Source organism: Mycoavidus sp. HKI (genome assembly GCF_020023735.2).
In the GTDB taxonomy this organism is placed as follows: Bacteria; Pseudomonadota; Gammaproteobacteria; order Burkholderiales; family Burkholderiaceae; genus Mycoavidus.
The window spans coordinates 2,060,324-2,081,215 of the sequence record NZ_CP076444.2; the positions used below are offsets into that span (position 1 = coordinate 2,060,324).

A 20,892-nucleotide genomic window follows, 5' to 3' on the forward strand; every position below is an offset into this window, starting at 1 on the left:
ACCGACAGCAGCAACGGATAATTGGTGCGTTCCTCTGCACTCAGTAGCTCGACGCCTGCTAGCCCGCCGCGCTCGCCCGAGGGCACATTGTGCCGGTAATTGAGCAGCGCACTAAACAGCGACGCGCCCGCCGGCACCCCGCTGCAGCGTTGCGCCAGCGCCAACGACGCATGCTCATGTTCGAGTAGCGCCGCCAGCCGCGCATGCGTGTCGCGCGCGCTGTGCTCAACGCTGCCGTCGAGCTCCACGCGCAGCGGCAGCGTATTGATAAACAGCCCCATCGCGCTGTCGGCGCCGTCACCCGCCTGCATCCGCCCGAACAGCACTGTGCCAAACACCACCCGCGGTTGACCGCTCGCGCACGCGAGCACCTGCGCCCACGCCAGATGACACAGGCTGGCCAAGCTCACACCCAGGCGTCTGGCCTGCGCACGGAGCCGATCGTTCAATGCCGGCGGCAACATCCGCTGCGCGTCGTGCACGTGCGCACCGTCGCGATGCACCTGCGCAAGACCAAACGGCAACGTGGGTTCGTCCACGTCCGCGAGCCACTCGGTGAAAAAACGCGCATGCTCGGCTTGACTCACGCCCAGGCGCGCTTGCGCGACCAGATGACGGAACGGCTGCGCTGCCGGCAGTGTCTCGCCCCGGCCTTCGATAAACGCCTGCACCTCAGTATGCAGGACTTCCAGCGTTGAGTGATCGCCAATCAGATGGTGCAGCAGTTGGACGAGCAGCCAGCGGCCATCGGCATCTTGCGCAAGCGCAAAGCGCAGCAGCGGCGCCTGGGTCAAATCCAGACGAAAGTGGCGGGGATCGAAGCGCTGCGCCAATTGTTCGGCGATCGGCCCGTCGGCGGCCTCCAGCACGAGTTCGGTCACCGACAGCTGCGCGTGACGCCAGACCACCTGCGTGGGTGTGGACACCCCTTGCCACACAAATGCGGTGCGCAGAATGTCGTGCCGGTTGACGACCTGCTGGATGGCACCCAGATACTGCTCGAGCCGCGCCCGGCTATCAAAGGCCAGTTGGCCGATCAGCAAATACGGATCGCCTTCGCTTGCCAGCAGATGGTGAAACAAGATGCCGTCCTGCAATGGCGAGAGCGCATAGATATCTTGGAGATTCGCGATGCCACCCGGCACTTGCCCGACAATCCGGTCGATCTCGGCCTGCGTCAGGTCAATCAGTGGCAACATCGATGGCGTGAGCGCGGTGGTCTCGGGCGTGATGACGTTGGGCGGCACCGTCACGTCGCGAAGCTGGCCCAGCGCTTGAGCCAGCGCGCTGAGCGTCGGGGTGTCAAACAACGCACGCACGGACAATCCGAGCCCCAGACGCCGCAAACGCTCGATGAGCCGCACCGCGAGCAGCGAATGCCCGCCGAGCGCGAAGAAGCTGTCGTGACGGCTGACGCGCTCCAGACCCAGCAACTCAGCCCAGATGGCGGCCAGTGCAGTCTCGATTTCCCCTTGCGGAGCCTCATACAATTGACGAGCAAAAGCCTCGTCATCTGGGACAGGCAATGCTCGGCGATCGAGCTTGCCGTTCGGCGTCAGCGGTAGCACATCCAAGCGCACGAAGGCCGCTGGCATCATGTATTCAGGCAACCGGATTGTGAGGTGTGAGCGTAGCGTGTGAGCGAGCTGTTCGTCAGGCTCAGCCACGACATAGGCGACCAAACGCTTGCCACCCTCCTCGCCTAACACGAGCACGGCGGCTTCGCGTACCTGTGGATGCTCGATAAGCCGCGCCTCGATCTCACCCGTTTCGATCCGAAAGCCGCGGATCTTGACCTGATGGTCGTTACGGCCCAAAAACTCCAGATTACCGTCGGGCAGATAGCGGGCCAAGTCGCCTGTTTTATACATCCGCGCCTCTTCATCACCGCTAAATCGATCAGGGAGAAAACGCTCAGCGGTCAATTCAGGACGGTTTAGATAGCCACGCGTAACACCGGCTCCGCCAATGTACAGTTCGCCTACTGCCCCCAATGGCACAGGTTGACCGTGCACGTCCAGCAGGTAGAGCCGAGTATTCGCGATGGGTCGACCAATGGGAACCACTTCGCTGCTCAATTCATGAGAGCAATGCCATGCTGTGGACCAAATGGTGGTTTCTGTCGGGCCATAGGCATTGAAGACAGTACCCTGACAAATCAAGGTTCTAAGCAATGTCGAACTGGGGGCTTCGCCTGTCAAAATTAGCGTCAGAGAGGCGTTCAGGCAAGGCAAATCCTGGCCACCCTGAAGCAGTGCGGGGGGTAAGATCGCGTGAGTGATCACCTGCCTAGCCAAATAATCCCATAGTTTATGCCGATCAAGACGGATATTATCGGGCGCCAGATACAAGCCTGCACCACACCCTAAGGCCATGACGATTTCCCCGACACTCACGTCAAAACTGAAAGAAGTAAACTGCAAGACTCGGCTGGATGGGCGAACCCCAAAGTAAGCCGTCTGTGCCTGGGCGAGATTCACAACGCCTCGGTGCTCGACCATCACCCCCTTGGGCATGCCGGTAGAGCCGGAAGTGTAGATCACATAGGCAAGTTGACGCGAGGTCAGTCCGGGGACATGCGGATTGGTGGCAGATGATTCCGGCAGTCTGTTCGGATCGAGCACAGTCAACGAGCCAACAGCTGCCTCGCCCAGCGCAGCGCGTCCAACCCCATCGGCCAACAGGAGTGTCGGCATAGCATCGGCCAGAATGTACGTCAAACGATCGCTCGGATAGGCTGGATCAAGCGGTACATAGGCGCCCCCTGCTTTCAAGATCGCCAGCAGCCCAATTATCATCGCAGGGCTGCGTGCCACACAAATCGCCACTCGCGCATCCGGTTCAACCCCCAGCTCGATGAGACGATGCGCGAGGCGGTTGGCGCACACATTCAGCTCGGCATAACTCAGCATTTGATCTTCATACACGAGCGCTGTCGCTTCTGGCGTACGCTCCACCTGCTCTTCGAACAACTGGTGGATGCACTGCTGTTCGGGATACTCCGTTGCCGTTGCATTCAATGTTTCGAGCACACGTTTTCGCTCAACTGGCGCAAGCAGATCGACCGTGGCAACGGGGCGCTTCGCATCGGTGGCCATCTCCCGCAGCATCACATGCAGGTAGCCGACCTGCCGCTCAATCGTTTGAGGGTCGAACAAAGCAGTGGCATAACGCAATTCCCCAACGATCTCGTCGCCAGTCTCTCGTAGATCAAGTTCGAGATCGAACTTGACGATGTCATAGTTCAATGCAACGGGTGCCATCTCGAGAGTGGGCAAAGGCCATTCACCCACGTCATTATTTTGCCACGCGAACATGACTTGGAACAACGGTGTATGGCTAAGCTTGCGAGGAGGCTGCATAATCTCGACAACCTGCTCGAAAGGCAAATCCTGATGAGCTTGCGCGTCCAATGTCGTGCGTCGCACCCGCTCGAGCAGCTCAACCGTATTCGGCTCGCCTGCCAGATCGATGCGTAACGCTAGTGTGTTGACAAAAAAGCCAATCAAAGGCTCAATCTCACGATGATTGCGATTGGCGGTAGGCGTGCCAATCACGACATCGTCTTGGCCAGCTAGCCTAGATAGGACTGCCCCCCAAGCAGCTAACACGGTCATAAATAAGGTCACGCCCTGCTCTTGACTCAGGCGTCTGAGCAAGCGCGTCATCTGAGCCTCAAACCGAACTGGCACCTGAGCCCCAGCAAAGGACTGCTGAGGTGGACGAGGTCGGTCGGTGGGCAGATCGAGCAGCACGGGCGCCTCAGCTAGCGTTGTGCGCCAGTAAGCACTCTGAGTCTGAAGCCGCTCACCTGAGAGCCATTGTCTTTGCCAAGCAGCGTAGTCCGGATATTGGATCGCCAGCGGCGGCAATGGATCGGGTTTACCCGCATGGTACGCCGCATAGAGTATGCTCAATTCACGCAAAAGCACCCCTAAAGACCAGCCATCTGAGACGATATGGTGTTGCGTGAGCAGGAAGACGTGCTCCTCGTCAGCCAGTTGGATTAAGCGTGCGCGAATCAGCGGCCCCTGGGTTAAATCGAATGGCGCATGGGCTTCCTCCACGCTCAGCTTCTCTAGTTGCTCATTAGCATTGAGTGCATCCCGCAGGTCATGCCTACGTGTCGGCAGGCCCGATTCGGGGGCCAGCAGTTGAACCTGGGGCTGACCATCAACGGTGATGAAGACCGAACGCAATGCTTCGTGTCGCGCAAACACAGTATCCAATGCCTGCTGCCAAGCAGTCCGATCTAGAGGCCCACACAAATAGATCCCCAGTGGAATATGATACGTTTCACTTACCCCATCGAGTTGCGCGAGGAACCACAGACGCTGCTGAGCAAACGAAAGCGACAAGGCGCTTTCGCGGGACACAGGGCTAATGGCAGGAGGCTTATCACCCCCTTGGACCAAATGCTGACTGACCACTTCAGCAAAAGCTAACAGGCTGGGCGAAGCAAACAAGGTAGCTAACGGCAGTTCAGCACCGAGTGTTGCGACGCGGTTCATGAGACGCATGGCAAGCAGCGAGTGACCACCGAGCGCGAAAAAACTGTCGTGACGGCTGACCTGCTCGACGCCTAGCAGCTCCGACCAGATTACCACGAGCGCGGTCTCGAGTTCGCCTTGCGGCGCCTCGTATGCTTGATGCGCGAACGCGTCGGCGTCCGGCGCCGGCAGCGCCTGACGGTCGAGCTTTCCATTAGGCGTGAGCGGTAGTACATCTAAGCGCACGAAGACGGCTGGCACCATGTACTCAGGCAGCCTAGCCGCAAGGTGCGCACGTAGCGTGTGGACAAGCTGCTCGTCCGGCTCTGCCACAACATAGGCGATGAGGCGCTTGCCACTGTTCTCATCTAACGCGAGTACCGCGGCTTCCCGCACCTGCGGGTGCTCAATCAAGCGCGTCTCGATCTCGCCGAGTTCGATCCGAAAGCCGCGGAGCTTGACCTGCTGGTCGTTGCGCCCCAAGAACTCTAGATTGCCGTCAGGCAAGTAGCGGGCCAGATCGCCCGTCTTGTACATACGAGCATGCTCACGCTCGCTGAACGGATCGGGAAGGAAACGCTCGGCGGTCAATTCAGGACGATTCAGATAGCCACGCGCAACACCCGCCCCACCAATGTACAGCTCGCCTATTGCCCCTAATGGCACGGGCTGGCCGTGTGCATCCAGCAGATAGAGTTGGGTGTTCGCGATCGGCCGGCCGATAGGTAGCCGATCCAGTTGATCGTCAAGTCTACTCACCTCGTAAGTTGTTGAAAAAGTGGTGCTCTCAGTGGGCCCATAGCAATGGATAAGATGACTCGGCCCTCCATTTTTCAGTAACGCTACGAAAGACTCCCGTTTTTCTTGCTCTCCTCCACAGAGTAGATATTTCAGTTGCGCTAAGGCTGGACCTATAGCCAAAACGAATTGATTGAACAACACGGTCGTCAAGAAGAGCGATGTCACCTTATGCCGACAAAGCGCATTTGCTAGACGTTGTGGGTCAGTGAACGTATCGGCATCAATGATGACAATACGGCCCCCATTAAGCAAAGGGGCCCAGACTTCAAAAGTGCTAGCGTCGAAAGCGGAATTGGCGGCAAAGGCCACGCGATCATTGACTCCGATGTCGGCATAGCCGTTGTTGATCACCAAGCGAGCAATGGCGCGATGCGGCACGAGCACCCCTTTGGGGACGCCGGTCGAGCCTGAGGTGTACATCACATAAGCGGTATCTAGACTGGAATGGACCAGGTCGGGATTGGCAGCTGGCGCATCCGTTTCATTTACGTCCCTTGATGCCAGACGTAGCAATGGTGTAAGCAGGGCGGCAGGAATCTCGGTATGAGTATCGGTGACCAATAGGCGCGCGGCGCAATCGGCCAAGATCCAGGTTTGTCGCTCCGCAGGGGCTTGAGGATCAATTGGCACATAGGCGGCCCCCACTTTGAGGATCGCCAGTTGAGTGGCGACCAACTCCACAGAGCGCTCAAGCAACGTAGCAATATAGTCACCCGGTTGAACCCCCAGCTCGATGAGCTGATGCGCGAGACAGTTGGCGCGCGTATTCAGTTCGGCATAACTCAGCATTTGATCTTCGTACACGAGAGCAGTCGCTTCTGGCGTACACTCGACCTGCTCCTCGAACAACTGATGAATGCACAGGTGTTCTGGATATAGCGTGGCCGTCGCGTTCCAGGTTTCGAGTAAGCATTCACGCTCTTCGATAGGCAGCACCTCCAGTTGCCAAACCGGCATGTCGGGCGCGTGCTCCAGCGCCTTAGCCAGGCTTTGTAGCGTCTGCTGCATATAACTGCACATCCTAGCCGGATCGAGTGGTTGCACGACCTGAGCAGTCAGGCCCAACGTGGCACCAAAGTCTTCCACCGACAGCGTGAACGGATAGTTGGTGCGCTCCTGTCCACCCAAGAACTCTATGCCGGACGCGATTGCGCTCTTGCCCGATAGCATGGCATTGTGCCGGTAGTTCAGCAGCGCGCTAAACAACGGTGCCCCGGCTGGCACGCTGCTGCAGCGCTGCGCGAGCGCCAGCGACGCATACTCATGCTCGAGCAACGCAGCGAGCCGTGCATGAGTATCACGCACGCTGCCTTCAACGCCACCAACCAGATCAATGCGTAGCGGCAGCGTGTTAATAAACAGGCCCATTGCATTGTCTGCGCCCTCACCTGCTTGCATTCGACCAAATAAGACCGTGCCAAACACCACCCGCTGTTGGCCGCTTGTGCGCGCAAGTACCTGAGCCCAGGCCAGATGGCACAGACTTGCCAAGCTCACACCTAACCGCTTAGCCTGAGCGCGCAGGCGGTCATTCAAATCCTGCGGCAGCATGCGGTGCGATTCCGTCACTTCGCCGCCATCACGGTGGACTTCGGCCAACCCGAAGGGAAGCGTGGGCTCGTCCACCTCAGTCAGCATCTCCTTGAAGAAGCGTTCGTGCGCCTCTTGACTCACCCCTAAGCGCGCCTGTACCACTAAGTTACGAAACGGCTGTGGAGCAGGCAGACTATCGCCCCGGCCTTCGATAAAAGCCTGCACCTCAGCATGCATCACCTCTAGCGTCGAATGGTCGCCAATCAGATGGTGCAGCAGTTGGAGCAGCAGCCAGCGGCCATCACTGTCCTGCGTGATCGCGAAACGCAGCAAGGGAGCCTGGCTCAAGTCAACACGATAGTGGCGAGGATCGAAACACTGGAGCAGTTGCTCGATGATCGGTCCATCGACTGTATTCAACGAGAGCTCAGTAATTGACAGCGATGCCCGGCGCCAGACCGTCTGGGCCGGCGTGGACACCCCCTCCCAGACAAAGGCGGTACGCAGAATATCGTGGCGATTCACCACTTGTTGGACCGCCTCCAGATAACGATCGAGCAACGCTCGGTCGGAAAAAGCCAACTGGGCAGCCAGCAGATAAGGATCGCCCTTAGTTGCCAGTAGGTGGTGGAACAGAATGCCATCCTGCAGGGGAGATAGGGCGTAGATATCTTGGATATTGCCAACACCACCCGGCGTCTGTGCAACGATATGGTCGATTTCGGCTTGCTTGAGGTCAATTAACGGTAGCAACTGCGGTGTTAACCTCGTGGTATCAGGCGTAATGAGGTTAAGCGGTACAAGCACTTCGCGGTGTTGCTCCAGCGCTTGGGCCAGCACGCTGAGCGTGGGTGTCTCGAACAGCGTGCGCACGGAGAGACCCAGGCCAAGACGCCGCAAGCGCTCGATTATTTGCACAGCAAGCAGCGAATGGCCCCCAAGCGCGAAAAAACTGTCGTGCCTGCTAACGCGCTCCAGACCCAGCAACTCAGCCCAGATGGCGGCCAGTGCAGTCTCGATTTCCCCTTGCGGAGCCTCATACAATTGACGAGCAAAAGCCTCGTCATCTGGGACAGGCAATGCTCGGCGATCGAGCTTACCGTTAGGCGTCAGCGGTAACACATCCAAGCGCACGAAGGCCGCTGGCATCATGTATTCAGGCAACCGGCTTATAAGGTGTGAGCGTAGCGTGTGAGCGAGCTGCTCGTCAGGCTCAGCCACAACATAGGAGACCAAACGCTTGTCACCCTCCTCGCCTAACACGAGCACGGTGGCTTCGCGTACCTGTGGATGCTCGATAAGCCGCGCCTCGATCTCACCCGTTTCGATCCGAAAGCCGCGGATCTTGACCTGATGGTCGTTACGGCCCAAAAACTCCAGATTACCGTCGGGCAAATAGCGAGCCAAGTCGCCTGTTTTATACATCCGCGCCTCTTCATCATCGCTAAACCGATCAGAGAGGAAACGCTCAGCGGTCAATTCAGGACGGTTTAGATAGCCACGCGTAACACCGGCCCCGCCAATGTACAGTTCGCCTACTGCCCCCAATGGCACAGGTTGACCGTGCACGTCCAGCAGGTAGAGCCGAGTATTCGCGATGGGTCGACCAATGGGAACCACTTCGCTGCTCAATTCATGAGAGCAATGCCATGCTGTGGACCAAATGGTGGTTTCTGTCGGGCCATAGGCATTGAAGACAGTACCCTGACAAATCAAGGTTCTAAGCAATGTCGAACTGGGGGCTTCGCCTGTCAAAATTAGCGTCAGAGAGGCGTTCAGGCAAGGCAAATCCTGGCCACCCTGAAGCAGTGCGGGGGGTAAGATCGCGTGAGTGATCACCTGCCTAGCCAAATAATCCCATAGTTTATGCCGATCAAGACGGATATTATCGGGCGCTAGATACAAGCCTGCACCACACCCTAAGGCCATGACGATTTCCCCGACACTCACGTCAAAACTGAAAGAAGTAAACTGCAAGACTCGGCTGGATGGGCGAACCCCAAAGTAAGCCGTCTGTGCCTGGGCGAGATTCACAACGCCTCGGTGCTCGACCATCACCCCCTTGGGCATGCCGGTAGAGCCGGAAGTGTAGATCACATAGGCAAGTTGACGCGAGGTCAGTCCGGGGACATGCGGATTGGTGGCAGATGATTCCGGCAGTCTGTTCGGATCGAGCACAGTCAACGGGCCAACAGCTGCCTCGCCCAGCGCAGCGCGTCCAACCCCATCGGCCAACAGGAGTGTCGGCATAGCATCGGCCAAAATGTACGTCAGACGATCGCTCGGATAGGCTGGATCAAGCGGTACATAGGCGCCCCCTGCTTTCAAGATCGCCAGTAACCCAATTATCATCGCAGGGCTGCGCGCCACACAGATCGCCACTCGCGCATCCGGTTCAACCCCCAGTTCGATAAGACGATGCGCGAGGCGATTGGCGCACACATTCAGCTCGGCATAACTCAGCATTTGATCTTCATACACGAGCGCTGTCGCTTCTGGCGTACGCTCCACCTGCTCTTCGAACAACTGGTGGATGCAATGCTGTTCAAGATACTCTGTTGCCGTTGCATTCCACGTCTGAAGCAACAGTTCACGCTCCTCAATAGGCAGCACTTCCAGTTGCCAAACCGGCATATAGGGCGTGAACTCTAGCGCTTCAGCCAAGCTTTCCAGCGTTTGTTGCATGTAGCCACACACACGAGCTGGATTGAACGGCTGTGTGACCTGAGCAGTCAGCTCCAACGCGGAACCAAAGTCCTCCACCGACAATGTAAACGGGTAATTGGTGCGCTCCTGTCCACCCAAGAACTCTATGCCGGACGCGGTTGTGCTCTTGCCCGATGGCATGGCATTGTGCCGGTAGTTCAGCAGCGCGCTAAACAACGGTACCCCGGCTAGCACGCTGCTGCAGCGCTGCGCGAGAGCCAGCGACGCATGCTCATGCTCGAGCAACGCAGCGAGCCGTGCATGAGTATCACGCACGCTGCCTTCAACGCCACCAACCAGATCAATGCGTAGCGGCAGCGTGTTAATAAACAGGCCCATTGCATTGTCTGCGCCCTCACCTGCTTGCATTCGACCGAATAACACCGTGCCAAACACCACCCGCTGTTGGCCGCTTGTGCGCGCAAGTACCTGAGCCCAGGCCAGATGGCACAGACTTGCCAAGCTCACACCTAACCGCTTAGCCTGAGCGCGCAGGCGGTCATTCAAATCCTGCGGCAGCATGCGGTGCGATTCCGTCACTTCGACGCCATCACTGTGGACTTCGGCCAACCCGAAGGGAAGCGTGGGCTCGTCCACCTCAATCAGCATCTCCTTGAAGAAGCGTTCGTGCACCTCTTGACTCGCCCCTAAGCGCGCCTGTACCACTAAGTTACGAAACGGCTGTGGAGCAGGCAGACTATCGCCCCGGCCTTCGATAAAAGCCTGCACCTCAGCATGCATCACCTCTAGCGTCGAATGGTCGCCAATCAGATGGTGCAGCAGTTGGAGCAGCAGCCAGCGGCCATCACTGTCCTGCGTGATCGCGAAACGCAGCAAGGGAGCCTGGCTCAAGTCAACACGATAGTGGCGAGGATTGAAACACTGGAGCAGTTGCTCAATGATCGGTCCATCGACTGTATTCAACGAGAGCTCAGTAATTGACAGCGATGCCCGGCGCCAGACCGTCTGGGCCGGCGTGGACACCCCCTCCCAGACAAAGGCGGTACGCAGAATATCGTGGCGATTCACCACTTGTTGGACCGCCTCCAGATAACGATCGAGCAACGCTCGGTCGGAAAAAGCCAACTGGGCAGCCAGCAGATAAGGATCGCCCTTAGTTGCCAGTAGGTGATGGAACAGAATGCCATCCTGCAGGGGAGATAGGGCATAAATATCTTGGATATTGCCAACACCACCCGGCGTCTGTGCAACGATATGGTCGATTTCGGCTTGGCCAAGGTCGATCAGTGGCAGCAGGTCCGGCGTTAGTGCAATAGTGTTCGGCGTAATAAGATTGGGTGGTGTGATCACTTCGCGGTGTTGGCCGAGAGATTGAGCCAGCATGCTGAGCGTGGGCGTCTCGAACAGCGTGCGCACGGAGAGACCCAGGCCAAGACGCCGCAAGCGCTCGATCATTTGCACCGCGAGCAGCGAGTGGCCCCCGAGCGCGAAAAAGCTGTCGTGCCGGCTGACCTGCTCGACGCCCAGTAGTTCAGACCAGATTGCCGCGAGCGCAGTCTCGAACTCGCCTTGCGGCGCCTCGTATGCTTGATGCGCGAACGCATCGGCGTCTGGCGCCGGCAGCGCACGCCGGTCCAGCTTGCCGTTCGGCGTCAACGGCAACGCGTCGAGCTGCACGAACGCGGCCGGCACCATATACTCGGGCAAGGTTGCGGCGACATGTGCGCGCAGCGTGCTGGCCAGCGCATCATCCGGCTCAGCCACCACATAGGCGACCAGGCGCTTGTCGCTGCCGTCGCCCACCACCAGCACGACCGCGTCGCGCACTTGCGGGTGCTGCGCCAGACACGCCTCAATCTCGCCCAACTCGATACGAAAGCCCCTCAGCTTGACCTGATGGTCGTTACGGCCGATGAACTCCAAATTGCCATCGGGCTGATAACGCGCCAGATCGCCCGTCTTGTACATCCGTGCGTCATCCTTGTCCGAGAACGGATCGCGCACAAAGCGCTCGGCGGTCAACTCGGGCCGGTTCAGATAGCCGCGCGCGACGCCCGCGCCACCGACGTATAGTTCGCCCACCGCGCCCAATGGCACCGGCTGTCCGTATGCATCGAGCAAATAAACCTTCAAATCCGGAATCCGCACGCCCATCGGACTGCCAACTTGAGTGCTGTCCTGGGATCGAAGCGGCCGGTAGGTCACATGCACAGTCGTTTCTGTAATTCCATACATGTTTACCAATTGCGGAACCTGCTCTGCGCGTGTCGCATACCACGTTTGCAAGATGGAAGTCTCCAACGCTTCTCCACCAAAAATCACATAGCGTAATTGATCCCGTAATGTGTTTTGCGCTTGGCTGGCGATAAATGTCTTGAACGCACTCGGGGTCTGATTCAATACGGTGACACCCTGTTCACAGACCAACCGGTGGAAGTCTTGTGGTGAACGAGCAATCTGATGGGGAACGATGATGAGCTTGCCACCATGACGCAATGCTCCCCAGATCTCCCAAACAGAGAAATCGAAAGCAAAGGAGTGAAACAGGCACCAGATATCATGCTGGTCAAAGTGATACCAAGATTGGGTCGCGTCAAACAGACGGACAACCTGTGCATGCTCGACCATCACGCCCTTGGGCGTGCCGGTCGAGCCAGATGTATAGATCACATACGCGAGATGACGGGCCGTCAGGCCCGGCACCGACGGATTCGTGTCCAGCCGATCCGGCAGCACAGTCGGGTCGAGTACGGTACGGGACACGAGCGCCACGTCACCGAGCGCGGCGCGGCCCGCCGCATCGGCCAGCACAATCTCGGGCGCGGCATCGGCCAGAATATGCGCGAGCCGCTCGCCCGAATACGCCGGGTCCAGCGGCACATAGGCGCCGCCCGCCTTCAGGATCGCCAGTAGCCCCACCACCATCGCCGGACTCCGCTCCACACAGATCGCCACGCGCGCATCGGGCTGTACCCCCGACTCGATCAGCCGATGCGCCAGGCGATTAGCCTGTGCATTCAACTGTGCGTAGCTGAGCGTTTGATCCTCATACACCAACGCCGTCGCCTCAGGCGCGCGCGCGACCTGCGCTTCGAACAACTGGTGGATGCATTGGTGCGCAGGATAATCCTGTTGCGTCGCATTCCATGTCTGCAGCAGTAAGGTCCGCTCCGCGTTGGGCAATACCTCCAACTGCCGCACCGGCCGCTCGGGTGTCGCCTCGAGCGCCTCGGCCAGGCTTGCCAGCGCCTGCTGCATATAACCACACACCCGAGCGGGATCCAGCGACTCCACCACCTGCGCCGTCAGCCCCAGCGCCTGCCCGAAGTCCTCCACCGACAGCAGCAACGGATAATTGGTGCGTTCCTCTGCACTCAGTAGCTCGACGCCTGCTAGCCCGCCGCGCTCGCCCGAGGGAACATTGTGCCGGTAATTGAGCAGCGCACTGAACAGCGGCGCGCCCGTCGGCACCCCGCTGCAGCGTTGCGCCAGCGCCAACGACGCATGCTCATGTTCGAGTAGCGCCGCCAGCCGCGCATGCGTGTCGCGCGCGCTGTGCTCAACGCTGCCGTCGAGCTCCACGCGCAGCGGCAGCGTATTGATAAACAGCCCCATCGCGCTGTCGGCGCCGTCACCCGCCTGCATCCGCCCGAACAGCACTGTGCCGAACACCACCCGCGGCTGACCGCTCGCGCACGCGAGCACCTGCGCCCACGCCAGGTGACACAGGCTGGCCAGGCTCACACCCAGGCGTCTGGCCTGCGCGCGGAGCCGATCGTTCAATGCCGGCGGCAACATCCGCTGCGCTTCGTGCACGTGCGCGCCGTCGCGATGCACCTGCGCAAGACCGAACGGCAACGTAGGTTCGTCCACGTCCGCGAGCCACTCGGTGAAAAAACGCACATGCTCGGCTTGACTCACGCCCAGGCGCGCTTGCGCGACCAGATGACGGAACGGCTGCGCTGCCGGCAGTGTCTCGCCCCGGCCTTCGATGAACGCCTGCACCTCAGTGTGCAGGACTTCCAGCGCCGAATGATCGCTCACCAGATGGTGCAGCAGTTGGACGAGCAGCCAGCGGCCATCGGTGTCTTGCGCAATCACAAAGCGCAGCAGCGGCGCCTGGGTCAAATCCAGACGAAAGTGGCGGGGATTGAAGCGCCGCGCCAATTGTTCGGCGATCGGCTCGTCGGCGGCCTCCAGCACGAGTTCGGTCACCGACAGCAGCGCGTGACGCCAGACCACTTGCGCGGGTGTGGACACCCCTTCCCACACAAATGCGGTGCGCAGAATGTCGTGCCGGTTGACGACCTGCTGGATGGCGCCCAGATACTGATCGAGCCGCGCCCGGCTATCAAAGGCCAGTTGGCCGATCAGCAAATACGGATCGCCTTCGCTTGCCAGCAGATGGTGAAACAGGATGCCGTCCTGCAATGGCGAGAGCGCATAGATATCTTGGAGATTCGCGATGCCGCCCGGCACCTGCCTGACAATCCGGTCGATGTCGGCCTGCGTCAGGTCAATCAGTGGCAACATCGATGGCGTCAGCGCGGTGGTCTCGGGCGTGATGACGTTGGGCGGCACCGCCACGTCGCGAAGCTGACCCAGCGCTTGAGCCAGCGCGCTGAGCGTCGGGGTGTCAAACAGCGCACGCACGGACAAGCCGAGCCCCAGACGCCGCAAACGCTCGATGAGCCGCACCGCGAGCAGCGAATGGCCGCCGAGCGCGAAGAAGCTGTCGTGACGGCTAACGCGCTCCAGACCCAGCAACTCAGCCCAGATGGCGGCCAGTGCAGTCTCAATTTCCCCTTGCGGAGCCTCATACGATTGACGGGCAAAAGCCTCGTCATCTGGGGCAGGCAATGCTCGGCGATCGAGCTTGCCGTTAGGCGTCAGCGGTAACACATCCAAGCGCACGAAGGCCGCTGACATCATGTATTCAGGCAACCGGCTTGTGAGGTATGAGCGTAGCGTGTGAGCGAGCTGCTCGTCAGGCTCTGCCACGACATAGGCGACCAAACGCTTGTCACCCTCCTCGCCTAACGCGAGCACGGCGGCTTCGCGTACCTGTGGATGCTCGATAAGCCGCGCCTCGATCTCACCAGTTTCGATCCGAAAGCCTCGGATCTTCACCTGATGGTCGTTACGGCCCAAAAACTCCAGATTACCGTCGGGCAGATAGCGGGCTAAGTCGCCTGTTTTATACATCCGTGCGTCATCCTTGTCCGAAAACGGATCGCGCACAAAGCGCTCGGCGGTAAGCTCGGGCCGGTTCAGGTAGCCGCGCGCGACACCTGCTCCACCGATGTACAGCTCGCCGACCGCACCCAGCGGCACCGGCTGACCGCAGGCATCCAGTAAATAAATTCGTGTGTTCGCAATCGGCCGGCCGATCGGCACAGTGTCTTCCGCGTAATCCGATGGGCAACTCCAGGCCGTCACGTCAATCGCGGCTTCCGTCGGGCCATACAAGTTATACAGCCGCGCACCCGGTAATAGCGTTTGGCAAAGCCGGACACTCGCACCGGATAGCGCTTCACCACTGCAGATCAACCGTTGCACAGACGTACAGTGCTGAATCCCTTTATGGTGCAAGAACGTACCGAGCATGGACGGCACGAAATGAACAGTGGTAATGCGCTGCCGGATTACCAGCGCCATTAAGGCCGCGGTATCTCGGTGCACATCCGGTGCAGCCACAACCAGCGTGGCACCATTGAGCAAAGTCCAGAAAAACTCCCAGACAGACACGTCAAAACCAAAGGACGTTTTCTGTAGCACACGGTCGACCGTTGTCAAGCCATAGGCTTGTTGCATCCAGACCAGACGATTGATCAGCGCCCGATGCTCACTTTGCACACCCTTCGGGGTACCGGTGGAGCCGGACGTGTAGATTACATACGCGAGATGGCGGGCCGTGAGACCCGGCACTGACGGATTCGTGTTCGCCCTATCCGGCAGCGTGTTCGGATCAAGCACGGTGCGCTCGGCGAGCACCGCATCACCGAGCGCGGCACGGCCCGCCGCATCAGCCAGCACAATCTCGGGCGCGGCATCGGCCAGAATATACGTGAGCCGCTCCCCCGGATACGCCGGGTCCAGCGGCACATAGGCGCCGCCCGCCTTCAAGATCGCCAGTAGCCCAATTATCATCGCAGGGCTGCGCGCCACACAAATCGCCACACGCGCATCCGGTTCAACCCCCAGCTCGATAAGACGATGCGCGAGGCGGTTGGCGCGCACATTCAGTTCGGCATAACTCAGCATTTGATCTTCGTACACGAGCGCAGTCGCTTCTGGCGTACACTCGACCTGCTCCTCGAACAACTGATGAATGCACAGGTGTTCTGGATATGGCGTGGCCGTCGCGTTCCACGTTTCAAGTAAGCGTTCTCGCTCCTCGATGGGCAGCACCTCCAGTTGCCAAACTGGCATGTCGGGCTTGCGTTCTAGCGCCTCGGCTAGGCTTTGCAACGTCTGCTGCATATAGCTGCACACATGGGCTGGATCGAGCGGTTGCACAACCTGAGCGGTCAGGCCCAGCGCAGCGCCGAAGTCTTCCACCGACAGCGTGAACGGATAGCTGGTGCGCTCCTGCCCACCCAAGAATTCTATGCCGGACGCGGTTGTGCTCTTGCCCGATGGCATGGCATTGTGCCGGTAGTTCAGCAGCGCACTAAACAATGGTGCCCCGGCTGGCACGCTGCTGCAGCACTGCGCGAGAGCCAGCGACGCATACTCATGCTCGAGCAACGCAGCGAGCCGTGCATGAGTATCACGCACGCTGCCTTCAACGCCACCAACCAGATCAATGCGTAGCGGCAGCGTGTTAATAAACAGGCCCATTGCATTGTCTGCGCCCTCACCTGCTTGCATTCGACCAAATAAGACCGTGCCAAACACCACCCGCTGTTGGCCGCTTGTGCGCGCAAGTACCTGAGCCCAGGCCAGATGGCACAGACTTGCCAAGCTCACACCTAACCGCTTAGCCTGAGCGCGCAGGCGGTCATTCAAATCCTGCGGCAGCATGCGGTGCGATTCCGTCACTTCGCCGCCATCACGGTGGACTTCGGCCAACCCGAAGGGAAGCGTGGGCTCGTCCACCTCAGTCAGCATCTCCTTGAAGAAGCGTTCGTGCGCCTCTTGACTCACCCCTAAGCGCGCCTGTACCACTAAGTTACGAAACGGCTGTGGAGCAGGCAGACTATCGCCCCGGCCTTCGATAAAAGCCTGCACCTCAGCATGCATCACCTCTAGCGTCGAATGGTCGCCAATCAGATGGTGCAGCAGTTGGAGCAGCAGCCAGCGGCCATCACTGTCCTGCGTGATCGCGAAACGCAGCAAGGGAGCCTGGCTCAAGTCAACACGATAGTGGCGAGGATCGAAACACTGGAGCAGTTGCTCGATGATCGGTCCATCGACTGTATTCAACGAGAGCTCAGTAATTGACAGCGATGCCCGGCGCCAGACCGTCTGGGCCGGCGTGGACACCCCCTCCCAGACAAAGGCGGTACGCAGAATATCGTGGCGATTCACCACTTGCTGGACCGCCTCCAGATAACGATCGAGCAACGCTCGGTCGGAAAAAGCCAACTGGGCAGCCAGCAGATAAGGATCGCCCTTAGTTGCCAGTAGGTGGTGGAACAGAATGCCATCCTGCAGGGGAGATAGGGCGTAGATATCTTGGATATTGCCAACACCACCCGGCGTCTGTGCAACGATATGGTCGATTTCGGCTTGCTTGAGGTCAATTAACGGTAGCAACTGCGGCGTTAACCTCGTGGTATCAGGCGTAATGAGGTTAAGCGGTACAAGCACTTCGCGGTGTTGCCCCAGCGCTTGGGCCAACACGCTGAGCGTGGGTGTCTCGAACAGCGTGCGCACGGAGAGACCCAGGCCAAGACGCCGCAAGCGCTCGATTATTTGCACCGCGAGCAGCGAATGGCCCCCAAGCGCGAAAAAACTGTCGTGCCGGCTAACGCGCTCCAGACCCAGCAACTCAGCCCAGATGGCGGCCAGTGCAGTCTCGATTTCCCCTTGCGGAGCCTCATACGATTGACGGGCAAAAGCCTCGTCATCTGGGGCAGGCAATGCTCGGCGATCGAGCTTGCCGTTAGGCATCAGCGGTAACACATCCAAGCGCACGAAGGCCGCTGGCATCATGTATTCAGGCAACCGGCTTGTGAGGTGTGAGCGTAGCGTGTGAGCGAGCTGTTCGTCAGGCTCAGCCACAACATAGGCGACCAAACGCCTGTCACCCTCCTCGCCTAACGCGAGCACGGCGGCTTCGCGTACCTGTGGATGCTCGATAAGCCGCGCCTCGATTTCGCCGGGTTCGATCCGAAAGCCGCGGATTTTGACCTGATGATCGTTGCGGCCGAGAAACACTAGATTGCCGTCGGGCAGGTAGCGGGCTAAGTCGCCTGTTTTATACATCCGTGCGTCATCCTTGTCCGAAAACGGATCGCGCACAAAGCGCTCGGCGGTGAGCTCGGGCCGGTTCAGGTAGCCGCGCGCGACACCTGCGCCACCGATGTACAGCTCGCCGACCGCACCCAGCGGCACCGGCTGACCGCAGGCATCCAGTAAATAAATTCGTGTGTTCGCAATCGGCCGGCCGATCGGCACAGTGTCTTCCGCGTAATCCGATGGGCAACTCCAGGCCGTCACGTCAATCGCGGCTTCCGTCGGACCATACAAGTTATACAGCCGCGCACCCGGTAATAGCGTTTGGCAAAGCCGGACACTCGCACCGGATAGCGCTTCACCACTGCAGATCAACCGTTTCACAGACGTACAGTGCTGAATTCCTTCATTGTGCAAGAACGTGCCGAGCATGGACGGCACGAAATGAACAGTGGTAATGCGCTGCCGGATTACCAGCGCCATTAAGGCCGCGGTATCTCGGTGCACATCCGGTGCAGCCACAACCAGCGTGGCACCATTGAGCAAAGTCCAGAAAAACTCCCAGACAGACACGTCAAAACCAAAGGACGTTTTCTGTAGCACGCGGTCGGCCGTCGTCAAGCCATAGGCTTGTTGCATCCAGACCAGACGATTGATGAGCGCCCGATGCTCACTTTGCACACCCTTCGGGGTACCGGTGGAGCCGGACGTGTAGATTACATACGCGAGATGGCGGGCCGTGAGGCCCGGCACTGACGGATTCGTGTTCGCCCGCTCCGGCAACGTGTTCGGATCGAGCACGGTGCGCTCGGCGAGCACCGCATCACCAAGCGCGGCACAGCCCGCCGCATCAGCCAGCACAATGTCGGGCGCGGCATCGGCCAGAATATACGTGAGCCGCTCCCCCGGATACGCCGGGTCCAGCGGCACATAGGCGCCGCCCGCCTTCAAGATCGCCAGTAACCCAATTATCATCGCAGGGCTGCGCGCCACACAAATCGCCACACGCGCATCCGGTTCAACCCCCAGTTCGATAAGACGATGCGCGAGGCGATTGGCGCACACATTCAGTTCGGCATAACTCAGCATTTGATCTTCATACACGAGCGCTGTCGCTTCTGGCGTACGCTCCACCTGCTCTTCGAACAACTGGTGGATGCACTGGTGTGTCGGATAATCACACACTGTCGCGTTCCACTCGACCAGCAATTGCCGCCGCTCCACCGCATCGAGCAAGTCGACGCCGCCAATCGGCTGAATGGGCTCGGTGGCGAGGGCATCTAGGAACTTTAAGAAACGGCGTTGGTGTGCAATCAGTTCATCTGCCGTATAAAGCGCAGGGTTCGCGTTAAAGTCAATCCGTAGCGGGCTGTCGTCGGATCGCATATAGACCGCGATCATCAGATCTTCTACCGGCCCATTGCTGAGGTTATGAGTGGTCGACGCATGTTTGCCAAAGTGCAGGTCATTGTCAAATGGCATAAGATTGATGGTGGGACCAAACAATTGCTGGCCTTGCGCCAGTCGGAGTTCTCGCCGTAGCTCTTCACAGCGATAGCGTTGATGCCGAAACCCGCGTTGAATCTCTTGCGCCGCTTGTTCTATCAATGATGTGAGGTTCGTGTCTGGCTGCACAGTGAGCCGGATAGGCATGACATTAGAAGTCGTGCCGGGAATACGCCGGCCTTCGCCAAAGCGAGCTGGCACCGGAAAGCCCAACACCACGTCTTGAGCACCGGTTAAACGATGAAGATACGCCGCCACGGCAGCGGTAATAAACTGGGCCAAACCACTTGCGTCAGAAGCGTAAGCGCGCACTGTTTGAGAGGATAGGTAAGCTGTCTGACGCAGACGGTGGTGCAAAGCGGGGGCTTGCCTACCTGCAAGTGTCACAGCGCTAGGCCAATCCGCGCAGTGCGCAAGCCAATACTCCCGATCTTTTGTAAAGTGCGCAGAGGCGCAGTAGCGAACATCATTTTCCAGCAACAGCGATACGGGCCCGAATGGGTGCTCTTGCGCTATTACCCCTTTGACTAGTGCGCTATACACCTGCGCTATACGTTGCGCAGTGAGGAGGCCACCGGCCCCATCCATCGCGATATGGTGACAACGCTGATACCAAAAAAATCGGTCAGATGCGACTTTTAACAATGCAAAGCCAAACGGCAAGTCATTCAGTAGATCGGTTGGCTGTTCGTAGTCCGCTTTCATCCAAGCTTCGGCAGCAGCTTGAGGATCAACCTCTGCGCTGAGATCGATCAAAGGAAGCGACCAATCCGGCAAACTGATAAATTGTTGAATGCCATCGCTACTTTCGATGAACTGAAGACAAAAGCTTTCTGCTTCCACAACCACCTGCCGCAAGGCGACTTCGAACAAGGCCGAGTCAACCGCGCCATGGATTTCTGTGAATTGGCAAATATTGTAGACAGGACTGCGGGGGTTGATTTGCTGCGCGAGCCAAATCTCCATTTGCGCAGCGGACAAGGGATAGGTTACCAGATTGACACAAGCAGGCATAAGTCACCTAGAGTAGAAGTTAAAGGTCGGCCCTGGGCTGACGGGCCGTACAACAGAACTTAAACAGATTTCAACACGACAGGTGAAGCATAAGAACTAAAAAGCTCCCAATCTCCTATTCACGCTTTCATTCAGGGCGTGAATAACTCAGATTGAATGGTAACCAAGCGTCAGCAATTTAAGCAGCCAATGTGGATACGGTAGCACTTAGCCAAGTCAATAGTGGGGGGTTTTTGATCCATCGTGCAATTACCTTTCTTCTTGTTTCGGGTGAACCCTCAACACCGCACGAACATTAATTTAGGCAATACTAGGCACGCATAGGCACTCACCCTCTGCGCTTGCCAAGCAGCATTCTCCACCTATCTCCATGCTCTATTTTTACGACTGAGGACACCCCTTAGTTAAGGAAGTCTGACAACAGTACTTTTTACTTTGAAGCTAAATCTTTGAAAAAGATAACAAAGGATTTAAATTT

Annotated in this window: 1 protein-coding gene (running past one end of the window); it reads right to left on the bottom strand. The window is 58.6% G+C overall.

Annotated features, from left to right (window positions below):
- A protein-coding gene (locus KMZ15_RS08010; RefSeq protein ID WP_223692414.1) for a non-ribosomal peptide synthetase crosses the window boundary here: on the bottom strand, positions 1 to 20,414 show its 5' portion. The gene continues 15,469 nt to the left of window position 1, outside the view; only the first 20,414 of its 35,883 coding nucleotides appear in the window; the start codon lies at positions 20,412 to 20,414; its stop codon lies off the left edge, out of view.
- Between the last annotated feature and the right edge of the window lie 478 nt (positions 20,415 to 20,892).